At 56.3% G+C, this 21,692-nt stretch carries 13 protein-coding genes and 3 pseudogenes; 10 read left to right on the top strand and 6 right to left on the bottom strand.

Annotation, left to right across the window (positions count from 1 at the left end):
• Positions 1–292: 292 nt before the first annotated feature.
• The 3 genes from OZX57_RS07620 (at position 293) to OZX57_RS07610 (ending at position 3,739) form a co-directional block, all read left to right on the top strand.
• A complete protein-coding gene (locus tag OZX57_RS07620; protein ID WP_277162050.1) occupies positions 293–1,324 on the top strand; it encodes a LacI family DNA-binding transcriptional regulator in 1,032 nt (343 codons plus the stop codon).
• 191 nt (positions 1,325–1,515) lie between these two features.
• Positions 1,516–1,791: a phasin family protein gene (locus OZX57_RS07615; RefSeq protein ID WP_277162049.1), complete on the top strand. Its 276-nt coding sequence runs from the start codon at positions 1,516–1,518 to the stop codon at positions 1,789–1,791.
• A gap of 34 nt (positions 1,792–1,825) precedes the next feature.
• Positions 1,826–3,739 carry an AarF/UbiB family protein gene (locus OZX57_RS07610; RefSeq protein ID WP_277162048.1) on the top strand — a complete coding sequence of 638 codons (1,914 nt, stop codon included), beginning with the start codon at positions 1,826–1,828 and terminating at the stop codon, positions 3,737–3,739.
• Between the two features lie 119 nt (positions 3,740–3,858).
• Here the strand turns inward: OZX57_RS07610 and upp are convergent, their stop codons facing one another.
• From upp to OZX57_RS07590, 4 genes and pseudogenes are all read right to left on the bottom strand, one after another.
• A complete protein-coding gene (gene upp / locus OZX57_RS07605) occupies positions 3,859–4,497 on the bottom strand; it encodes a uracil phosphoribosyltransferase (RefSeq protein ID WP_277162047.1) in 639 nt (212 codons plus the stop codon).
• 691 nt (positions 4,498–5,188) lie between these two features.
• Positions 5,189–5,770, bottom strand: a pseudogene (locus OZX57_RS07600) (hypothetical protein); the annotation flags it as partial.
• A gap of 4 nt (positions 5,771–5,774) precedes the next feature.
• The gene (locus OZX57_RS07595) at positions 5,775–7,232 is read right to left on the bottom strand and encodes an NUDIX hydrolase (RefSeq protein ID WP_277162046.1); all 1,458 of its coding nucleotides are present in this window, start codon (positions 7,230–7,232) and stop codon (positions 5,775–5,777) included.
• Between the two features lie 21 nt (positions 7,233–7,253).
• Positions 7,254–9,483, bottom strand: a pseudogene (locus tag OZX57_RS07590) (RNA degradosome polyphosphate kinase).
• Between the two features lie 568 nt (positions 9,484–10,051).
• Here OZX57_RS07590 and OZX57_RS07585 point away from each other — a divergent pair.
• The 5 genes and pseudogenes from OZX57_RS07585 (at position 10,052) to OZX57_RS07565 (ending at position 16,948) form a co-directional block, all read left to right on the top strand.
• Positions 10,052–11,494 carry a phosphatase PAP2 family protein gene (locus OZX57_RS07585; RefSeq protein ID WP_277162045.1) on the top strand — a complete coding sequence of 481 codons (1,443 nt, stop codon included), beginning with the start codon at positions 10,052–10,054 and terminating at the stop codon, positions 11,492–11,494.
• A 110-nt stretch (positions 11,495–11,604) separates the two neighbouring features.
• Positions 11,605–12,492 carry a lysophospholipid acyltransferase family protein gene (locus tag OZX57_RS07580; protein ID WP_277162044.1) on the top strand — a complete coding sequence of 296 codons (888 nt, stop codon included), beginning with the start codon at positions 11,605–11,607 and terminating at the stop codon, positions 12,490–12,492.
• A gap of 216 nt (positions 12,493–12,708) precedes the next feature.
• Positions 12,709–13,707, top strand: a complete 999-nt coding sequence (locus OZX57_RS07575; protein ID WP_277162043.1) for an NAD(P)H-dependent glycerol-3-phosphate dehydrogenase — start codon at positions 12,709–12,711, stop codon at positions 13,705–13,707.
• A gap of 188 nt (positions 13,708–13,895) precedes the next feature.
• A pseudogene (locus OZX57_RS07570) lies at positions 13,896–15,078 on the top strand (D-alanine--D-alanine ligase family protein).
• Positions 15,079–15,262: 184 nt separating this feature from the next.
• Positions 15,263–16,948: a CPBP family glutamic-type intramembrane protease gene (locus OZX57_RS07565; RefSeq protein WP_277162042.1), complete on the top strand. Its 1,686-nt coding sequence runs from the start codon at positions 15,263–15,265 to the stop codon at positions 16,946–16,948.
• 91 nt (positions 16,949–17,039) lie between these two features.
• Here OZX57_RS07565 and OZX57_RS07560 read toward each other — a convergent pair whose 3' ends face one another.
• Positions 17,040–17,792, bottom strand: a complete 753-nt coding sequence (locus OZX57_RS07560; protein ID WP_277162041.1) for a mechanosensitive ion channel domain-containing protein — start codon at positions 17,790–17,792, stop codon at positions 17,040–17,042.
• 54 nt (positions 17,793–17,846) lie between these two features.
• Positions 17,847–18,641 carry a TetR/AcrR family transcriptional regulator gene (locus OZX57_RS07555; RefSeq protein ID WP_277162040.1) on the bottom strand — a complete coding sequence of 265 codons (795 nt, stop codon included), beginning with the start codon at positions 18,639–18,641 and terminating at the stop codon, positions 17,847–17,849.
• Between the two features lie 783 nt (positions 18,642–19,424).
• Here OZX57_RS07555 and rpmB point away from each other — a divergent pair.
• Together rpmB and OZX57_RS07545 are read left to right on the top strand one after the other, a co-directional pair.
• A complete protein-coding gene (rpmB, locus tag OZX57_RS07550) occupies positions 19,425–19,619 on the top strand; it encodes a 50S ribosomal protein L28 (protein ID WP_277162039.1) in 195 nt (64 codons plus the stop codon).
• A gap of 392 nt (positions 19,620–20,011) precedes the next feature.
• Entirely contained in the window at positions 20,012–21,526 is a 1,515-nt protein-coding gene (locus OZX57_RS07545; protein WP_277162038.1) for an MFS transporter, read from the top strand.
• The last annotated feature ends 166 nt before the right edge of the window (positions 21,527–21,692 follow it).

Below are 21,692 nucleotides of genomic sequence, written 5' to 3'. Positions count from 1 at the left end.
CGTCGGTTTGATCAAAAGCTTCTTTGCGGAGTCGGATCGTTTTTGTAAAAGCGCATGATTCGCCTGCTAAAAATAATCTCAGAATCCTTTTAAGAAAACCGACATTGTTAATAATAGCGCTTGCACAAAAGTTGTCAAATGTAATTCATCTGTCTACTGACGACGTTCCGGCGTGACGCATTGGAACGCGCTTGATATGTTGTTCTATAGCCGGAATGCCGCAGGTGAGGGCATTGGTTGTAAGATATTAGATGTTGTGGTCGGGAATAAAAGCGTTTGGAAAGGCATGATTGTGAGCAGAGTTACCATTCATGATGTCGCGCTTGAGGCCGGTGTGTCGGACTCGACGGTCTCTCGTGCCTTAAGGGGCTTGGACCGCGTGGATGATTCCACCAGGCGCAAGGTCCAGGAAGCGTCAAAGCGCTTGCACTTCCAGTTCTCACGCAATGCGTCCTCACTGGCGAGCGGTAAGACCATGCGCGTCTCGCTGTTGCTGGCGGATTCGCTCAACACCTGGTTCGATTCGTCGGTGCTGCAGGGAGCGTATGAGATTCTTTCCCCTGCGGGATACGACGTGGTGCCGAGTCTTGCCGGCACTTCCGAACGTCTCGATGGGTTTTTCGACAGGTTGCCGTCAAACGGAAACGTCGACGGGATTATGGTCGGGTCGATCAATCTCAATGCTGCCCAGTCCAACATTCTCAAACAGCTTTCCATCCCCTCGGTAGGGCTGGATTCCCGCACTATTGACGGGTTTGACGCTTCGGTGCTTTTGGATGACGGGCAGGCCATGATCGATGCTGTTGGTTTGCTGAAGAACATGGGCCATCGTCATATTGCGTTCGTCGGTTGGCCTGCTCCGGGCGATCTGCAGCTGAGCTCCCAGCTACGTGCCGATACGTTCATCAAGGCGGCTTTGGAACAAGGCTTTGCCGACGATGAGGTGCACAATCTCAGCTTGGGCAAGGCGAGTGACTATCGTTCCAAGGAAGATGCCCTTGAGGCCGCGGTTGCGCAGTTGCTTTCACTGTACCCGAGGCCTACGGCCATTTGTGTAGAGACTGATGGTTTCGCGGTTCCATTGATAGCGAAGCTGAGGCATTTTGGTATTCGTGTTCCCGAGGACATGTCGGTCATTGGCTTTGATGACAACGATTTGGCTTCGGTGGTCGGTTTGACGACGATTCATCAGAATCCTGTGGAGATGGCAAGGCTGGCGGCGCGAAAGATGCTGGAGCTGATGAGGGGAGGTCAGCCGGATGAACCTCATGCCGTCGTGCGACCTATTCTCATGATGCGAGGCACCACGGCTGCGGCGCGATGATAGGTGGCGGCGAAGCCGTAGTTATTCCGTTGCTTTGTTTTGCCTGGTTTGTTGCGGTTTTGTCTGCTGATTATTGACTGGATGATGGGTTCGGCAAAATTGTTTCGTTTTGTTATGTCAGGGAAGCCATTGCCGGTCAAATGGGCTAGAATCAATGGTATAGGTATTACCTCGGTTGAAAAGGAGCAATCATGGCTGATTACAAACTGGGTGACGGGCTGCGCACCGTATTTCTGGCAGGCATCGGAGCGCTGGCGACTACCGCTGAAAAGGGGCAGGAAATCGTCGACGAACTGGTTAAGAAGGGCGAGCTGACGGTGGAGCAGGGCAAGACGCTCAACACCGAGCTCAAGCACAAGGCTCAGGAAGTCAAGGACGACATGAAGTCGGAGGCTGTCAAGGACGAGAAGAGCTCCGACAAGACGGCTGCCGACAAGTCCGATGAAAGCGGCAACAAAGCCGAGTAAGACGTAACGCTCGTTGATTTGATTTCAGGTGACAATGGCCGATACAGTGCGCAATGCCGCTTTGAAGGGTGACTATGCCCAAAAAGAGACGGTGGATGACAACAATAAGGCCGAAACTGCATCGGTGTCGGATGCGGCCTCTTCCAATGCGGGCTTAAAGGCAGGTGTGTCAGACAACGCTTCCAAAGGCGATAGTGCTGTTCCGGGCTTAAGTGCTGAGAATGCTGTAAATACTGAAACAGCTGCGAGCGTTGGCAGCACTGCCAAATCCGCCGAAGATACCGGTGAAATCAGTCTATTTGGACGTAAGCGCGAATCGTTTGCGCAGCGTTATCACCTGACCCGGCGCGGCAAAGTCAAGCGACTTGGCCAGATCACGCGCATCATGGGTCAGTTCGACATCACCAAGGGGCTTACGCCGCGCAAGATGAGGCTGATGCTCGAGGCGCTTGGCCCCACGTTCGTCAAGGTTGGGCAGATGCTTTCGATGCGTTCGGAGATTTTGCCGCAGCAATATTGCGACGAGCTTGCGAAGCTGCGTGCGGATGCCGATCCAATGCCTTACCAGATTGTCGTCGAGACGCTGGAGCAGGAATACGGGCGTCCGGTGGACGAGATCTTTGCGAACATCGATCCCAAACCGTTGGGTTCCGCTTCGCTGGCCCAGGTGCATCGCGCGACGTTGGTCACCGGCGAGGACGTGGCAGTGAAAGTGCAACGGCCTGGTGTGCGGCAGACCATGGCGCAGGACGTTTCCATCATGCGTTCGATTGCCAAAGCGGCCACGAAATTCATGGGTTCCAGCATGCAGGTGGTCGACCTGGGCGGTGTGGTCGAAGAGCTCTGGGACACTTTCGAGGATGAAACGGACTTCCTCATGGAGGCGAAGCATCTCGCGGAGTTCAAGCGATTCTGCGCCTCGTACCGCTATATGGACTGCCCGAAGCCGTATATGGATTTGTGCACACAGCACGTGGTGGTGATGGATTACGTCGAGGGAATTTCGCTGAATCACACCGACAAACTCATCGCGGCCGGCTACGATCTCAAGGAAATCGGCACCAAGCTGGTTGACAACTATGCTGCGCAGATTCTTGACAACGGCTTCTTCCATGCCGATCCGCATCCGGGCAACGTCATCATTTCCGGCGGCAAAATCGTCCTGATCGATTTGGGCATGATTGGCCGGCTTGATCGCAAGACGCGGCAGGTGTTGCGGCAGATGATTTTCGCGGTCGGCGCTCAGGATTCGCCAGCGCTCGCCGATGGGCTGTTGCGTTTTGCCGACGTTCAGCCCGATGCTGAGGACTATCCGACGCTGTTGAGCGATTTGGATGTCATCGTCGAGGAATACGGCAAGGTCGATCTAGCCGACCTCAACATCGCTGAATTCGCCTTGGCCCTGACCAATCTGGCGCAACGTCACGGCATCGAAGTGCCTTCGACAATCACCACGATGAGTCGTGCGCTAGTCACGCTCGAAGGCCTGCTTGACGAATTCATCCCCGACGTCAACATGATAGAAATCATCACCAATCACGTCAAAACCAGCCAGCGTCTGGACGAGGCAGCCAAAAACGAGGCCAAAACACTGGCCATTGAAGGTAACAAGGCGTTGCATGGCTCGCTCGATGCGCTGGCGGAGAGCAAGGTTGCGATGCGTATGCTGACGCGCGGCCAGCTGCGGATGAACATGGAACTGGTCGGCAGCGAAGAGCCGCTGAAGCAGGTTTCTGACATGATCAATCGTCTGACGATGGCGCTGATCGTGGTCGGGCTGTTCGTCGGCTCGTCCATTGTGTATTATGCCGGCATGAAACCCATCGTTTTCGGCATTCCCGTCGTTGGTTTTATGGGCTACGTCATCGCCTTCATCCTGAGCGTCTGGATTGTTTTCGACATCTACTTCAAAGGTCGGAAGGCCAAGAAAGCCGCCAAAGGCAAGTAGTTTCAGTGTCATTGAGGTTGTCGGTTATGGCTTTTTGACGACGGTTCGAAAATATAAATAAAAGGTGCTTCCTGAATGCAATCAGGAAGCACCTTTTAAATGTTTGGAGCTAAACCGACTCAGTCGATGAGGCCGTAGAGACGGTCGCCCGCGTCGCCGAGACCGGGGACGATATAGCCGTGCTCGTTGAGCTTCTCGTCGACGCCGCAGACCACAACCTTGAGGTTGATGCTCGGGTCGAGTGTCTCCTCGACGCGCTTGAGGCCTTCGGGGGCAGCGATGATGTTGATGGAAGTGATGTCCTTCGCGCCGCGCTCGATGAGATAGTGCGTTGCAGCAATCGTGGTGCCGCCGGTGGCGAGCATCGGGTCGAGCAGGAAGACCTGACGGCCGGTGAGATCTTCAGGCAGACGGTTCGCGTAGGTGATGATGTCGAGCGTGTTTTCGTCGCGCTTCATGCCGAGGAAGCCGACTTCGGCTGTCGGCAGGAGCTTGGTCATGCCGTCGAGCATGCCGAGACCTGCACGCAGAATCGGCACCACTATCGGACGCGGGGAGGCGAGGTGCTTGCCGGTCATCTTGCAGATCGGGGTCTCGATGTCTTTGTCGACGATGTCGAGGTTGCGCGTCGCTTCGTAGGCTTCGAGGGTGACGAGCTCGCTGACGAGTTCGCGGAAGATGTTGGAGGGTGTGTTCTTATCCCGCAGAACGGTGAGCTTATGCTCGACCAGCGGGTGATCCAAAACTTGAAGTTGCATACTTCTAGGATATGCCCAGCCGTGGTTTTTTGAAAATCGGAAACGTGGATACGTTACATGATTCATGATTTTTTGAAAAAGAAAAGTAAAACGCTGAACCGTGAAAGCGCCTGTCGGCGCGAACGCCGCTCGCAGCGGCAAAAAATGAAGCCCGGGGCTTAAGCGCGGTCCAGCGTGTATCCCAAGTATAACGGGTTGGCCTACGTTTACACGCCGAGCGCGTAAAGTGCGGGTGTGACCGACGAAACTTGTCAGATTACTCGAGTTTGCCTTGACGCCAGAGACTCGCCCCGTGGCGGAAATCGGCGGAGGTGGTCATCAGGTTGCTGCCGGTGTGCAGCAGTCGGGCAGCAACGGTTCGTGGATCGTTGGATGCCGGGCCGGCCGAGCTCGCCGGGCCTTTGCCGGCACGGTACCGTGCATCGGCGTCGTTCAGTGCTGAATTGTAACGATTGGCGGCAGTGCTGTTACGGTCGCTTTCGCCGTAATCGGCATCATGGCCATGGCGATTATCGTTGCGATTCGTCGTATTGGTGCCGTCGCCATCATTGCCGGGATTGGTTCCGTTGGCATCACTAGCCTCGTCGGCGACTCGCTGTGCTGCTTCGGCTGCCTCTGCCGCCTCGACTTCTCGCTGCAGTTCCCGCAGGTGTGCTTCACGGCGGGCTGCCTCTGCCGCTTCTATCTTGCGAGCCTTGTTGGTCAGCATTTTCGCGCGGATGGCGAGACCTTTGGCGATGATGTCAATGAACGCCGAGGCGCGTTCAAGCGCAATGGCGAAATCACCGGTGAAGGCACCGGAAAGAATGGAGTCCGCAGTCCGCACAATATCGTCGGAACTTGGCGGAGTGTCGACGCCGGCGATGGCCGAAGCCGCAGTGTCCTCCGGCTCGGCGATGCGGTACAGGCTGGCCAGCGAACGCTGGTTCTTGCGCATCCACGTGCGCAGGAGGTACAGCCTCCAAAGAATGCCGGGCAGGGAATCGGGCTCCGATTTGCTCCACAGTTCCGCGATGATATCGACGCCTTCGCGGTCGACCAGTGTCAGCACGCGCTGCACGATTTCCGGATCCTGCGTGTGCTGCACGCGGTCAAGCATGGCCTGGGCGGAAGCATGGCTCATCTCATTGATCTCCTCAGGATCCATGCCGCCGGCCATTTTCTCGGTCAATGCCGGGTCAAGCTGAGCCGGACGGGCCGGACGCGAGGAACCGGTTCGGGTGGGCGTGAAGCCGGGATGGGCGGAATTGACGGAACCGGAACTGTAATGCACTGAGTTAGTAGACAACTGGAGCCATTCTTTGAATATCGATGATGCGCGGGCCTTCCGCGTCTGGGACAACGAACAATGCTACGGCATTGCCTGTAGGCATGTAAGGTGACTTTGCGATAAGCTGTTTGGCCAGCGACTTCGAGGCGCACATAGCGCGCAGATGCTCGAAGATGCCACCGATGACCGGTCGATGCATACAGATTGCCGTGGCTCGGCTATATTGTTTCGGCATTTCCGGTGTAGAAGAAACGGTATCGGATTGATTCGCGCTAGTGCCTAAATCGTTGCTAGATGCGGTGTCCGTTGCCTGTTTGCTTTCGGCCTTGTCATCTTTTCCATCGGCGCCGTTTGCAGCGTCGGCATGGTCGCTTTCGGATTTACCGTGATTCATATCAGCGGTTTGCTTGACATTATCGCTGATTTTGACCACGGCCTTGGTCGCCACTTGTACGGCGTTTTTCGCCACGGATGTGCCGTCGGTTTCGGCAAACAAATCATCAATGACATCGCGAACGCATTGCCATGCCGCATCCGGATCAGCCGCAAAAGCGTCTTCGGTCAGTGGTGGCAACGTGGTGACTTCAAGTCCCGTATGCCAAGCATAAGGTTCCAGAGTCTCCAGGCAGCGAAGCCAGGGTGAGGAAGTGAGCTTCTCAGGGGCATAGCATCCCAGTTCCTGGTCCAGCGCAAAGCTTGCTGACGCGCCGCGGGGGATGATGGGGCGGTTCGCGTCGGTGCCGTTCCAATGTTTGCGGGCAACCGCTTTGCTGTGGCGTACGATGATCAGTTTCTGCGCATTGAGTGCGCCTTCCTGAATGCGATCGACGAACTGGTCGAGGATATCGCGATCGTGCGAATGCGACAACAGCTTGCGAGCCTGGGGAATGGTGAGCCATCGGACTTCGTCGATTTCGCTGGTTTTCGCAGGCAAAATAGGGCCGATGGCCTGTTCTCGGCGTTGTGCTGCTTCGGCCGAAATGGGGTGAGCCATCCAATAGGCAACATGCTTGGTGTAGATGGTGCCGGTTTTCGCAGCGGTTTTGCTGCGCTTCGAATTCTTGCCCTCGGCATTCAGCGGATACTCGACTTCGCCGATGGTTGGCCCTAACGCCACGGGAACGCCGGTTTCCTCTTCCATCTCACGTACTGCCGCGTGGCGACTCGATTCGTGTTCCTCGAGCTTGCCCTTTGGCCAGCTCCAATCGTCATACTTCGGACGATGCACCAAGCAGACTTCCAGCTGGGTGATGATGGCGCGGAAGTGGATTTCGGCTGGCGTCAATGGCAATTTATGCTTATGACGTTTGCGCTTGCTGGTGGCATGCGTCGCTCGAGCTTCGGCGAATTTGTTCGCCTTTACGGCTCGTTCATCGACATTCGTGGTTTTGCCCGCAGCGATCCAACGGTAGGGGATGCCCCCTGCCGCCTCGACGATATGTGTTGGTTTCAGCTCGGAAGTCATCGCTATACCGCCTGTCGATCGCTATTTGCGACCACGTTGATGGGTCTTGATCAACAGTTCCTGGCAATCGATCAGAGGCTTGCCGTCCTTGTCGTGCGAATGGCGGATATAGGTGCCGTCTGGCTGCATGTGCCAGGACGAGGTGGTATCGGCCATCTGCAAGTCGACGTAATCGATCAGCGAAGCGATTTCCTCGGGGTCGGTGATGCGCACCAGAGCCTCCACACGACGGTCGAGGTTGCGGTGCATCAGATCTGCCGAACCAATCCAGACCTCCGGTCCTGTTGCCGGTCCCTCGCCAATCTGCGGTCCTGCGCTATTTGCGAAGGCATAGATACGGCTGTGCTCTAGGAAGCGACCAAGAATGGAGTGAACACGGATGTTCTCGCTCAAGCCGGGAACTCCTGGCTTCAAGGTGCAGATGCCTCGCACGACGATGTCAATCTTTACACCGGCTTGGCTGGCACGGTACAGCGTATCGATGGTCTTTTCGTCGACGATGGAGTTGACCTTGATCTTGATCCAGGCTTCTTGTCCGGCGCGTGCCGCATCCTCTTCACGCCGAATGCGCTGGATGATGCCGCTGCGTGCGGTGCGCGGCGCGACCAGGAGTCGATGGAAGCTGGAGCGCGGTGCGTAGCCGGAAAGCTGGTTGAACAGGCGCGTCAGATCCTGCCCGACCACCGGGTCGCAGGTCAGCAGGCCAAGATCGGTGTACTGGCGGGCGGTCTTCGGGTTGTAGTTGCCCGCCAACAACGTGGCAGTAGCGGCGCAGGCCGTCGGCTTCCTGGCGCACGACCAGAGAAAGCTTGCAGTGGGTCTTCAGGCCCACGATGCCGTAGACGACGTGAACGCCGGCGCGCTCGAGCTTGCGGGCCCACGCGATGTTGGCGTCCTCATCGAATCGTGCCTTGATCTCGACCAGCGCCAAGACCTGCTTGCCGGCGTGTGCGGCATCGACCAGCGCGTCGATGATCGGCGAATTGCTGGAGGTGCGGTACAACGTCTGCTTGATGGCCAGCACCTTCGGGTCGGCGGCAGCCTGTGCGAGGAAGGCCTGTACCGAAGTGGAGAACGAATCGTAGGGATGGTGCAGCAGGATATCGTGCTCGCGAATGGCGGCGAAGATGTCTTGTGCACGGCTCGATTCAACTGTGGCAATCTGCCGGTTGGTCGTTGGAATGAACGGCTTGTTCTTGAGGTCCGGTCGATCGATGTTCTGCAACTCGAACATGAGCTTCATGTCGAGCGGCGCAGGCAGACGGTAGATCTCTTCCTCGTTGACGCGCAGACGGTGCGCGAGAAGCTGGGAGAGGAACGGGCTGGTGGCGTCGCTGATCTCAAGGCGAATCGGCGGTCCGAAGCGGCGACGCAGCAGTTCCTTCTCCATCGCGTTCAACAGGTTCTCGGCGTCATCTTCCTCGACGTCGATATCTTCGTTACGAGTGACGCGGAACGAGCGCGCTTCCTTGATGATCATGCCGGGGAAGAGCGATTCGAGATGGGCGATGATGAGATTCTCCATGGTGATGAAGCCATAGCGTTCCTCGCGGCTCTCCTCGTCGGTCAGGTCGTCAACAGGCACGAGACGATTCAGGTTATCTGGCACCTTGACGCGGGCGAAATGCGTCTTGCCGCTGTTCGGGTTCTCCACCAGGACGGCGAGGTTCAGGGAACCGCCGGAAATGTAGGGGAACGGGTGAGCAGGGTCGAACGCAAGCGGCGTCAGCACAGGGAAGACCTGCTGGCGGTAATAGCGTGAAAGGCGTTCCTGCTCGGCGCTGGTGAGCTTGTCCCAGCTCAGCAGCACGATGTGTTCCTTCGCCAGTTCGGGAAGGATGTGCTTGATGGCCTCGTTGGCGTGCTCGGTCTGCAGCTCGTGCGCGGTTTCGCTGATTGAGCGCAGTTGCTGGCGCGGGCTCAGCCCGGAGGCGGATGTCACCGCGATGCCGGTGTCGATACGACGCTTGAGGCCGGCGACGCGCACCATGAAGTATTCATCAAGGTTCGAAGCGAAAATGCCGGCAAAATTGGCGCGTTCCAGCAGCGGGACCTCGGGGTCCTCCGCCATTTCGAGTACGCGTTTGTTGAATTTGAGCCAGCTCAGCTCGCGGTCGAAGTAACGGTCTTCGGGCAGGGGCTGCTCTTCCGGCAGCGCCTTGCGCTTGTCGAATTTCTCTGTTTCAGCGATGTGCTCGGCAATCTGGCTGCGGAGCAATGCCTTCGAGGGTGCGTCAAAAATCTGTGCCATATCCCTACTTTAGGCATGCGGGTGGAGCTATGGAAGCCAAGAAACGTAAAATTCACGATATTGTGGATAATTAATTTTTTCTCCACTGCTACACGCCCCAAATGTGCGTAATTCCGACTCGTGTTGGCTGACGGTTACGCTGCAGGGGTAGCGAAACGACAGAAATGCACAATCGATTTGTTGAACGGGCCAAAACGTGACATTTTCTGTGCGTTACCAGAGGGAAGGAAACGTTTAGCTACCAATAGCGCACAAACGTCCTTTTCGGCTTGTATCGGCAGGGCAGATAGTACATAATATGAATTACAAGAACAACTGAACAGAGCAGATCCACAAAAGGATAAGGTCTCGATGACTATTACGTTGAACGGGCCGTTACTAAAGCTTCCGTTGCAACGATGGAGTTGTGAAGATATCTGCTTCCCAGTTTGGACTTGTGGGAGACCCGCTTCGGCGGGTCTCCTTTATGTTTGGCGGGGCCGTTGCGTCTGAACACGACTTGTGGATATTCCGACTTGAGATGTGCGCAGGGGCATGCTCGTAGTCTGGGCCATCTAAACTTGAAACTATGACTGACGATTCCAGCGAACAGGTCAAGCCGACCGATCATTCTTCTGATTCCGCGTCGCAACAGCAGGCGCAACCGCGCATTACGGTGCCGGTGCCTCCGCGCGTGCCATCGGCGGCGCCGGAACAAGAACCGTCGCCGTTGCCAGAAGGGATGCCGGCGCAAGGTGCCGGTCAAACCGCAGTGCCGGATTCTGACCAGACTCCGTCACCGGATTTCGATCAGTCGTCAATCGATGATTCCGCTCGAGTCCAAAGTTTTGACCAAGTTTCGGAACAGGTTGCCGAACAGCCAATGCAGAATGAATCGAGAGGGTCAGAGCCCGTGAGTTTTGTGGCATTTGGCGGCGATAATGGCGCCTTTATGGCCAAGATTCCGGAAGACGGCGCTTCCGCCGCCAGCACCTATATCGGTGCTGGTGCCAATGCGGTCACTGGCGTTGCTGCAGTCGCAGATCTTGATACGGAAACCAATGCCGGCAACGATGCAGGCGCTGATGACGAAGTTGAAAAAGGTCTGGCGCAGATTGACCCGTTGACCATCCATCCAAGGATTTCCAGTTGCGTGCTGGCCTTGGTGCTCTCACTCGTCTCCTTGGCGCTCGCTGCTGGAATCTACTGGTTTGGCGTGCATACGTTGAACGGCCAGAGCTTTGACGAAATCGTCTGGAACGGTTTCGTGGGCAGCATGCCGGGCTGGTTTGTTGCCGTTTCACGCGCTTTGAACAGCGGATTAGTCATCGTAATCATCAGTCTGGCTCTGGCTGTAATTGCGTTTGTCGTCGCAGTTGTGCGCAAACGCTGGTGGTTGGTTGGCCAGATGGCCGTATGCGGTGTGATTACCTATGCCGCCGCATGGCTCAAACGTCTCCTGCCGCGTCCGATGCTCATGAATATCGCGTCTTCGCACAAGAACACCGCTCCTTCGGGGCACACATTGTTGGCCATTGGATGCTGCTTGGTGCTGCTCGTGGCCGTGCCTCGCGTCTGGCGTGCGGTGGTGGCGCTGCTTGGCGCCGCATACACCATTCTTGTCGCTGCCTCTTTGATCGTCGGCCATTGGCACAGGCCGTCCGACGTGCTGATGTCGTTGCTTATCGGCGGCGGGCTCATGATGCTCACGCTCGTCTTCACCCGCAAATCCGGCATGGACAGTCCAGGCAGTCGCGTCTCGTCGGCGAGCATACAAATCGTCGCCAGCGTGATGATTACGTTTGGCGTTGTCTCCTGCATCTACGCCGCCTACTTGCTTTGGCAGATTTATCCTGGCCTGGAGTTGAGCGCGGCTTGGGCGAAAAGCGGCGCGTGCGCATCGAGTATGGCCGCCATCATCGGCGTGGCCTGCTTGATGTTCGGTCTCACACTTGCCTTGCGTCAACTGACTGCCTCACCATTGACCCGCCTTGGCCTGGTCGGTGCACCTCCCGCCCCGCCTGAAGATTGATGCGACCAACAGATTATGAGTTCGACGCTCTAACCGCGCCTCCTGCGCCGCCCGAGAATTAATGATGAATCCGGCGTTCACACTTCGCCGCCCCGAGGCACAATAGTGGCATGACTTCCAAAGGAAAACCATCGCCGCGTTCGGCCGTGAAACCGTTGAGCGAGGAACAAGTCGAGCTCTTGGGCAAGCGTCATCGTCTGGTTGACCCGACGCAATATTTCCCAACCGGCCCGCGCGAGGCGAATACCGCCGAGATCGAGGCGCAGAACCCGAAGGGCACCAAGCGTCTGCTCGATGCCGTTTCCGCGGTTCTTCGTGCGCACAGCAAGGTTTACGCGTGGGGGCTCGAGCATGTACCCGAAACCGGTCCGTTCATCACCGCTGCCACGCACGTGACGATGTATGACGTTTTCGTTCCCATGGATGCGCTGTTCCATATGGGCCGCCGCCCGCGCTACATGGCCAAGGCCGAAATGGCACACTGGCCGATCATCGGTAAATGGTTCCAGCTGGTGGGCATGCAGCCCGTGCCGCGCCGCAGCGGTAAAGCGCTGGAAATCGAAAAGGAATCCATCGACATCATCACTTCCGGCCGCCCTCTGACAGTCTGGCCGGAAGGCACGCTTTCGCGCGACCCACTCAAATGGCCGATGAGTCTCAAAGGCGGCGTCGGCATCATCGCGCTTGAATCTTCGCGCCGGCTTGGCTACCAGGTGCCGCTTTATTGCTCGGTGACCTGGGGTGCGGCGAGCATCAACCATTGGTGGCCGTGGCCGCGCAAGAATGTGGTGATGTGCTACGACGATGCGCTGGATTACGGCGATTTGCTCAAAGACAGCGATTCATGGGGCGTCGAGCCGCCGATGGAGCTGGTAACGGAATTGACCACGCGTATCCGCGAGCGGATGGAGACGATTATGGCCGAGATTCGTGGCGAGGAGCCGCCTGCCGAAGGCTATTGGGATTTCCGGACGATGAGCCGCAAGCCGCGTCGTTGAATAGGCATCAATGATGTGGCAAACAGCCGAACGTCAACGTTTGGCATGAAGTCAGTCGATGCCTATGTGCGTCAGGTGACATGCACCCCGGAATTGACGAGGTGGTCGGTACGCGGCACAATAGTTGAGTTCTTGACGGCAAGCATGCGCTATTCATGGTGATATGGAATAACTACCACTACTATGGATAAAGTTGCGGATGCAAAGGAGCTGATTATGAAGGTGACGGTACTCGGAGCAGGTGCGTGGGGCACGGCATTCGGCCAGGTGCTTGCGGACGCGGGCAACGACGTGACGATGTGGGGGCGCGAGCCCGAGATCGTCGAGAGTATTCGCGACCGCCACTTCAACGGTGCACGCCTGCCAAGCGTCAAACGTCTGCCAGAAAACATGACCGCGACCGGCGACAGGGCCGAAGCGGTGAAAGATGCACGGATTATTGTCGTCGCCATAGCTGCCCAGCATGCTCGTGAGGCGTTGGAACCGTTCGCGTCGTTGATTCCTGATGACGCCATCGTCGTTTCGCTGATGAAGGGTATTGAGCGCACCAGCGGCAAGCGAATGGACGAGGTGGTGTGCGAGGCGTTGAACAGCTTGCCTGCAGACCGTTTTGTTGCGATTTCCGGGCCGAACCTGAGCAAGGAAGTTGCCGCCCGTGAGCCCAGTGCGACTGTGGTGGCCTGCGAAAACATCGACAATGCCAAAACTGTGGCACAGGCCTGCCGGACTTCGTATTTCAAGGCATTCGTCACCACCGACGTTATCGGTGTGGAGATGTGCGGATCGTTGAAGAACGTGGTGGCGCTCGCGGTTGGCATGGCGCGCGGCGCGGGCTACGGCGAGAACACTGCCGCGATGATTGAGACGCGCGGGCTGGCCGAGCTGGCCGCATTGGGCAAGGCGTCGCACGCCGAATCCAAGACGTTCCAAGGGCTTGCGGGCGTTGGTGATCTGATCGCTACCTGCGGTTCACCGTTGAGCCGTAACTACACCTTCGGCGCGAACTTGGGCCGTGGCATGAGCGTCGAGGAAGCCACCAAGGCGAGCAACGGCGTCGCCGAAGGCGTGCCGACCACGGGAGCCGTGGTGCGTATGGGTGCCGAACTGGGCGTGCCGACCCCGCTCGCCAGCGCGATGAACGACGTCTTGGAGCACGGCGTCACCTGCGAGCAAATGCTTCACGAACTGGTCAGCGGCGACGTCTCCGAAGAATAAAGTCTTTTGTCGCGGCTTGGGAGAACGCATGTAAGAAGTATTTCTCGTCATTAGTGACAGTTCAGCGTGCCTTTATCGGCGTGGCGTGCATCGGCTTTGTGAATGAGAGATTCATTCCCTTTTTTGGTTTTAGTGTGCCGTGTAGGCTTGGGCTCAGATTCGATTTCTACGGTAAAAGCGAGGGAAATATGCGTAAGCGGCGCGTGGTGGTTCTGTATGGCGGCAAGGCGGACGAGCATTCGATTTCCTGCATTTCCACGGCAGGGGTGCTCAAGGCGATGGACGCCGAGCGGTTCGAGCCGATTCCCGTTGGCATCACCAAGGCCGGCGAATGGGTGATGGGTGGCACTGATCCTCGTGATTTCGATGTGGACGATGGCGCGATGCCGACGGTCGTCGGACCGGATGCGGACGACGCGGTAAAGCCCGTGGTGCTGGATATGTCGCGCGGCAACAACGGCTTTTATGCACGAGAAAAGACGGGACGCTCACCTCGCTGGGCTATGTGGACGCGGTGTTTCCCGTGCTGCATGGACCGTACGGTGAGGATGGCACGGTGCAGGGCCTGCTGGAGATGATGGGCGTGCCTTATGTGGGCTGTGGCGTGTTCGCTTCGGCCGCCTGCATGGACAAGGCATTCACCAAGGTCGTTCTTGCACAGGCCGGTATTCCCGTAGCGCCTGGCGTCATCGTAGACACTCGTGATTTTGCCGGTTTTGAGGGCTCAGACGATAGGATGAAGTCCACTTCCCAAATGTTCGCCAATGGTGCTGAAGAAGTGTGATGAAGCGCATCAAGGCGGCGAAGTTGCGCTATCCGCTGTTCGTCAAGCCTTCACGCGCTGGGTCGAGTTTCGGCGTGACCAAGCTGGAACGCATGGGCGACACCGATGAACTGGCGGCTGCGCTGTTCGAGGCGTCGCACCATGACTGGAAGGTGCTGGTGGAGCAGGGCATTGACGGGCGCGAGATTGAGTGCGCCGTGCTCAACCCGGTGGCGGGCGAGGAGCCGAAGTCGGCTTTGCCCGGCGAGGTCGTGCTTGACCATCGCACCGAAGATGACGATCAGTTCTACGATTTCGATAGCAAATACACCGACTCCGAGGCCTCGCATGTCGAGGTGCCGGCGAGTCTGCCCGCTGAGACGCTCAAAAGGGCGCAGGATGTGGCGGTTCGGGCGTTCAAGGCCGTCGACGCGGCAGGGCTTTCGCGTGTCGACACGTTCATCACCAAACGCGGCGAAGTGATGGTCAACGAAATCAACACTATGCCCGGTTTCACGCCGATTTCGATGTACCCCAAGGCATGGGAGGCCACTGGCGTGAGTTATACGGAACTCATCACCAAGCTCATCGAGGGCGTGCTGCGCTAGAACCGGATAGCTTAATGTCCGGCTTTGGCTATTACCAGTGGTACCTCGCAGGCGGGTTGCGCTAAGAACCGAGCGATTTGATATGGATAAATGTTGGTCCTTGATGATGCAATTGAAATTGCGATAAGGTTGCATCATCGCTGAACGTATCACGTATGCTTGAGCTGAAGGGACGCGCCACAACATGAAGGAAGACGACTTTTCCAACGAACCAACGCCTGATTCGGGTGAATTCCGTCAAGACGACATCGCAGGAGACCAGAAGTCTTCACCAGCTGAAGATCAACAGTCCGAATACCAACCCGAGTCTGCCTACCGAACGTTGCAATCGTTGTCCCAGCAGAACACTGCCAATCAGTCGTCTCAGCCGTTCCAGACTTGGCAAAATACCGCCCAGCCGGGCCAATCTGAGCAAACGCAACAGCAGATGCCGGTTACGCAACCGATGATGCAGGGCAGCTCACCAATGCAGTCTGCGGCTCAAAGCCCGCAACCGCAACAGACCCCATCGTACCAAACGCAGGATTATCCAACTGGCCCGAGTCAGACTCAAAATCCAGGTCAGTCGTATCAGCTCAATCAGTATCCGCAATATCCTGGGCAGCCGAATCAGCCGATGACTCAGCCGCAGTACCAGACCTATCAGAATCAATATCCGCAGCAGCAAGCTTGGCAGCAACCGCAGTCGTACCAATATCAGCGGCCGATATACACTCAGCCCCAGCAGTACCAGTACCAACAGCCACAATATCCGCAGCCGCAATACCAGCTGCCACGGTATGGTCAGCCGCAGTACATGCAGCCGATGCCGCAACAGTATGGCTACCCCCGCCCTGCCGCGAACGGCTTCTGGTACCAGCCTGATCCGGCCCGCCAAGCTGCGTTATCCCGCTGGCTCGGCAACGTCCGCAAGCGTTTCTCGACCATCGGCTTCACCTTGACCATGGTCATTCTGGTGTGGAACGTGCTCGCCCTCGCCATCAGCCAGGTGGTATCGATGGTGGTTGATCCGAAGAACCTGCCAATGTGGGCCGAATTGCTGATGAGCAACGGCCCGCTGTATGTGGTCGCGATTCCGCTCTCATTGTTGATATTCCGCACCGTGCCGAAAGTCAAACGCAAAACAAGCAACATGAGTGTGGGCATGTTCCTGACGCTGATGGCAATATCGTTCCCGATTTCTTATATTGGCAGTTGGATCGGCTCCTTCCTCTCCGCCCTGTTCTCAGCCGGCCATGCGCAAAGCAGCATCGACAAAGTGATTCAGGGTCTCGACCCGCTGAGCCTGATACTCCTCACGGTCATCATTGGCCCGATCTTCGAGGAGTGGCTTTTCCGCCGCCTGCTGATCGATCGCGTCCAACAATACGGCGAGAAAACCGCGATTCTGGTCTCCGCCTTCGCCTTCGGACTGTTCCACGGCAACTTCTTCCAGTTCTTCTATGCCTTCGGCTTTGGCTTGCTGTTGGCCTATGTCTATGTGCGCACCGGCAAGTTGCGTTACACCATTGCCATGCACATGACGTTCAATTTCTTCGGCGGATTCCTGCCGGAAGCGATTTACCTGCCGATGAGCAAGTCCACGATGAAGGCGGTCACTTCCGGTTCCAGCGCGGCTTACAGGAACGTATTCGCCTCCGGCCATGGAGCCGAGCTCATTCCGTTGTTGGCCTATGAACTTTTCATCGTGGTGATATTGATTGTCGGTATCGTCCTGGCCATCATCAACCGTAAGAAGCTCGTTTTCTTCACCGCTCCAGAGGAATTGCCCAGGGGTGTGAGAATCAAGACGGTGCTGGGCAATCCCGGGGCCATCACCTTTGTGGTGATATGCGCATTGCTGATGATTGCGGCGTTATTCAACGTCTGATCAGTGCCTGAATCTGGGTGCGGGCCGTTGTTGATTGCTGATTGTCGACGAGGTATTCGTCGGATTTTCAGCGGCTTGTGAATCGCCATATTTAGAGAATGAAATCTTCTTTCGCCAGCGTTCGCACCGCGCAATCGCGTACGCGCGCCTGATCGATGCCGGAATTGGCGAAGAGCAGCGCGTCGCCCTGCACACCGTCGGCTGAGAATCCGGTGAAATTGATTTGCGGCGGGTTCCTGCGGTCGGTGAAATTGGCCGTGGATTCTTTGAGCACCGAGGTGATGCGTTTCGCTGCCATTTTCAGATCGGTACCAGGTTTCACAGTGAATGAGACCTTGACGCAGGCTTCGCCTTCGCGAGTGAGCCGTTCGAGTGCAGAAGTGTTGAGCACAGAATTAGGAATGATGAGCTGGTTGCCGTTGCGTTCACGCACCACCGTCTGCCGCCAGGTGATGTCTTCGACAGTGCCGGTGATGCCCTGGATGCTGACATGGTCACCGGGATGGATGACATGGCCAAGCATCAGCCCGAAACCGGAGATGACATTGGCGATGGTGTCTTTGAGACCCAGCGAGATGGCCACGCCTCCGACGCCGAGAGCGGTGACGATGGTGGTCGGATTGATGCCGAAAACCGGCTGAAGCACCATGGCTACGGCTATCGTCCAAATCGCCACCAGCGAGAGGTTGATGAAAATCGAGGCGTTCGGAATGCCGGAATGGTGTAAAAGTTTTTTAAGGCCGCGAGAAACTGCCTTTGTCCCCACAAAAGCAGCGGCCAGTACGACAACCAGAAAGATGATACGACTGTCATGCGCCTTAAGCCAGTCCAACAATATTTCCATAAGGCTTTAGCTTACCCCCGTTAGCTCTGCCCGTTGGACCGGCTGAATCAGAAATCAAGCCGAGTGGCTGATATCTCCCATGAGCTGAGGATGACCAGTGAATCCGTCAACATGCTGGTGCTGCATGTTGTGAAGGTCGTCAATCAGGGCATCGATCTCATGCTTGAAGTCCTGATCGGTGCTTTCGGCTGTGGCGATGCTCTTGAGCAACGAGCTGTCGCCCTTCTTAAGAGCGCTACGGAACATCTGCACCCAGAAGCCAGGCATGCTTTCGTCGGAAACAGCCATGTAGAGCGTACGGGCCACCAGGGCAGCGTCGAGATTGCTCCACTGTTCGACCGTGGTTTCCCTTGAAAGCTTTGGCCACATACCCAAAATCGCCAGAAGACCGCCCACAGAGAACTCCAAAAGGACCTGCTGATTCATGGTCATATTGCGGTCGAGGTGCTGCCAAGTAATAAAGGCGTCGCGAATGGCGTCATGAACGGTGAAGATCAGGAACGGCGAGCTATGTTCGCTGACTGTCAGCGACATACGGTCGATATAGAGACGGTTCGCCGGTACGCCGATCAGCTGCATGACGATGCCGTTCCAGGCTTTCGCCGGATCAACGGTGAATTCAGGCAAGCACCTGCTAGCACCTTCGACGGCATGCTGAATCGCGGCTTCGGCCAGATTGTTGAGCTTACAGTAATGGTAGTAGAAAGAGTTACGGTTGACACCGGCGATGTCCACGATATCGGTGACGGTGATTTTGGGATAATCTCGTTCCTCAAGCAACTTCCAGAACGCATTTTCCATGCGTGTCGTAGCCGGCAACTGATTGGAGTCTTGTCGGGGTCTAGACATTGTGATGCCTCCTGATAATTGAAGAAATTCCGTTGTGAAGAATTTCTGTACTGATTCTAGAGGATAGTGGCCGCTTATTGGCACCAAAATTCGAATATCGCGTAGAGAAAACACGAAAATTTAATGGGATGACCACAACGGTGCGCATTAAATCAGCTAAACCGCATGCTAGTGTAGTCCTCTTTACGCAATTCATTCTTATATTATAAACTGAAACGTGACGAAAATCACATATTTTTCGAACGCTGATTTTAAGTTGGTATGGAATGCTGGGAAAGATAAATTATCGGTATGGATACAAGAGTTTGCCGCCTAATCGTTGGTGGGTTTGAGTTATTGCATTACAAGCATAGCAAGGGTATCGAACATTAAGTGTTAACAATGTCTAGTTACGCCGTTGAAGAAGGGCAAAAGGCGTTGACTGCATCGGTGATTCTTTCGGGTCAAACGCGCTTGTCTCTTTTGGGTGGGGGCAGGAGGGCAGTGACCGAGACAACGAGCAGATTTGGATGTTGTCACTCCGGGCTGTGAGCGTTGCTGCGGTTCCTATCGTATCGTGAGCTTGTGCTGAACGGCAGCAAGCTGAGTCGGTTAGCTCCGGTAGGTGAGTATGGCTGTGAAGGCGGGCATATTCCTGTGACAAGAGATGCGGCTGAGATCGCACTATCTTGCCCTTGGTCGTCACTGGTTGTATACTTGATAAGTTGTGTGTCGCTGTTGTGCGCCCAAACGCAGGATGACGGCATCAAGACTTGCAAGTCAAAATAGTTTAGGGAGTCCATTATGGCAGCTCGTTGCGCAGTGTGCGGCAAGGGACCGCAGACCGGTTACAGCGTTTCGCATTCACATATCCGCAATAAGCGCACCTTCAGCCCGAACCTTCAGCCGGTTCGCACCACTATCGACGGACAGAACGTTCGCGTTCGTGTGTGCGCCAAGTGCCTCAAGGCTGGCAAGGTTCAGCGCGTGGTTGCGTGAATCGCAAGTAGCGAATAGCAATTTTCAAACCTCCGAACATCATTTGATGTCGGAGGTTTTTCCATGCCCGTACAGTGGATTTTCTGTGGGACGCTATATGGGTGAACGCTTACTCTCGCAAGACGAGGCCAATCTCGGATACTGTATTTCGGCCCGTGCTTTGCGGTGTAAATATCCAACGGTGCAATACTTGTTGTCCAGTGAACTGCTAATAATGAGATTTCGCTTTGGGAATTGAGGGGTTCCTGTTTTAGAAAAGTGGACGCCTTCCCGCGTCACCCTTACATATATAAAGGAATGCGCCTGAACGCGCGATACACGAATGTCCTGCGCAACCGTGAACGGCGATAAGACGTGGGAATGAAATGGAGAAGAAACACATGGGATCTGCCATGTCACAGTCAACTGCGCCCGAAAACGGGAACTTAAAAGAAGCTGAGGGGGCGAAACCTCAATCGCAACAACAGAACGCCGCGCCAGCAGGGCATGGGGCGTTGAAAGCGCGTGTGGATGTTAAACATCCGAACCTCACGATGCTGGGTCTTTATCTCGGTGCCTTCTTGGGAATGCTCAGCGAAACAGCCATGAACATCGCGCTGCCCGACCTGATGACGAGCTTCCACATCGGCTCCGGTACCGCACAGTGGATGGTGGTGGGCTATATGCTCGTCATCGGCATCGTGCTGCCGTTCACCAGTCTGCTGTTGAAGTGGATTCCGTCCAAGCCATTGCTGCTGTTTGCGCTGTCCATGTTCTTCATCGGCTCGCTGATTTCCGGCTTCGCACCGGGCAATTCGTTCGCTATCCTGCTCGCTGGTCGTATGATTCAGGGCATCTCGACCGGTTTGGCTTTGCCGATGATGTTCTCGGTCATTCTCGAGGTCTTCCCGCTCAACAAGATCGGCGCTGCCATGGGCACTGCCGGCCTCGTCGTGATGTTCGCTCCGGCCATCGGCCCGACCCTCGCCGGCGCGCTCATTGGCGCGTTCTCCTGGCGTGCGATTTTCTTCTTCTTTGCCGCTGTCGCGCTGGTCGCATTCGTTTGCGCCGCGATCTGGATGGTCAACGCCTATAAGCTCACCAAGCCGCATATCGACCTGCTGTCCTGCATCACCTCGATTCTCGGTTTCGGTGGCTTCGTGCTCGGCGTCAGCCTCATCAGCGATTTCGGTTTCTCACTGCCGGTCATCGCCATTCTCGTCATCGGCATCCTCGCCATCGCCTGCTACAGCTATCGTCAGCTGCACATGAACAACCCGGTCATCGACCTGCATGCGCTGGGCATCCGTCAGTTCACCGTCGGTGCGCTCATCGTGATGATGAACTTCGGCATCACGCTGGCCACTATGTATCTCATGCCTCAGGAACTGCAGAACGGCTTGGGCGTGAAGGTCGCGCTCACCGGCCTGGTGATGCTGCCCGGCGGCGTGGTCAACGCGCTGGTCTCCATGTTCTCCGGTCGTCTCTACGACATCGTCGGCGCGAAGTGGCTGGTCCGTGGTGGCTTGGTGCTTTCCATGATCGGTGTGATTCTGCTGATGCTGGCGAGCCCGTCGTCCTCCATCGCCTACATCATCTGCGCGCACGTCATCCTGATGATTGGCGTCCCGATGGCCATGAGCCCGGCTCAGTCCTCGGCTCTTGCCTCCCTGCCGCAGCAGCTTTCGACCGATGGCTCCACTATCCTCAACACCATGCAGCAGGTCGTCGGCGCGGTCATCACCGCGGTCGCCACGATTCTGCTTGGTGCAGGCGAAGCTTCCTCCCATTCCGGCGGCAAGGCCATGGCCTTCGTCACTGGCTCGCGCTGGGGCTTCACCTTCGCGCTGGCTCTTGCCATCATCGCCTTCATCGTCTCCTTCGGTCTCTCGAAGCAGACTTCGACGGACGATGCTTCCAAGCGCTGATGAGTGTCTGTGAATAGCAGTTGGAAAGTCGTTAGGTAAACGGCTTCAACTGATCAATTCCGCATAAGTCAACAAATAGGTTTTGCCAATTGGCTGAATACAGCCGTTTCAAGGCAATATATTTGTTGATTTATACGGAATTTTTGTATTAAAAGAGTGATTTCAT

This window comes from Bifidobacterium sp. ESL0682 (assembly GCF_029392815.1).
GTDB lineage: Bacteria > Actinomycetota > Actinomycetes > Actinomycetales > Bifidobacteriaceae > Bifidobacterium.
Note: the sequence above shows the minus strand (reverse complement) of the source record. Positions and strands in the feature narration are given on the sequence as shown.

Bases quoted from the DNA above. Each gene is read 5' to 3' on its own strand.
- OZX57_RS07575 (WP_277162043.1), top strand. From the start codon at position 12,709: ATGAAGGTGACGGTACTCGGAGCAGGTGCGTGGGGCACGGCATTCGGC.
- OZX57_RS07555 (WP_277162040.1), bottom strand. From the start codon at position 18,641: ATGTCTAGACCCCGACAAGACTCCAATCAGTTGCCGGCTACGACACGC.
- OZX57_RS07560 (WP_277162041.1), bottom strand. From the start codon at position 17,792: ATGGAAATATTGTTGGACTGGCTTAAGGCGCATGACAGTCGTATCATC.
- OZX57_RS07545 (WP_277162038.1), top strand. From the start codon at position 20,012: ATGTCACAGTCAACTGCGCCCGAAAACGGGAACTTAAAAGAAGCTGAG.
- OZX57_RS07615 (WP_277162049.1), top strand. From the start codon at position 1,516: ATGGCTGATTACAAACTGGGTGACGGGCTGCGCACCGTATTTCTGGCA.
- rpmB (WP_277162039.1), top strand. From the start codon at position 19,425: ATGGCAGCTCGTTGCGCAGTGTGCGGCAAGGGACCGCAGACCGGTTAC.
- OZX57_RS07580 (WP_277162044.1), top strand. From the start codon at position 11,605: ATGACTTCCAAAGGAAAACCATCGCCGCGTTCGGCCGTGAAACCGTTG.
- upp (WP_277162047.1), bottom strand. From the start codon at position 4,497: ATGCAACTTCAAGTTTTGGATCACCCGCTGGTCGAGCATAAGCTCACC.
- OZX57_RS07565 (WP_277162042.1), top strand. From the start codon at position 15,263: ATGAAGGAAGACGACTTTTCCAACGAACCAACGCCTGATTCGGGTGAA.
- OZX57_RS07585 (WP_277162045.1), top strand. From the start codon at position 10,052: ATGACTGACGATTCCAGCGAACAGGTCAAGCCGACCGATCATTCTTCT.
- OZX57_RS07595 (WP_277162046.1), bottom strand. From the start codon at position 7,232: ATGACTTCCGAGCTGAAACCAACACATATCGTCGAGGCGGCAGGGGGC.
- OZX57_RS07610 (WP_277162048.1), top strand. From the start codon at position 1,826: ATGGCCGATACAGTGCGCAATGCCGCTTTGAAGGGTGACTATGCCCAA.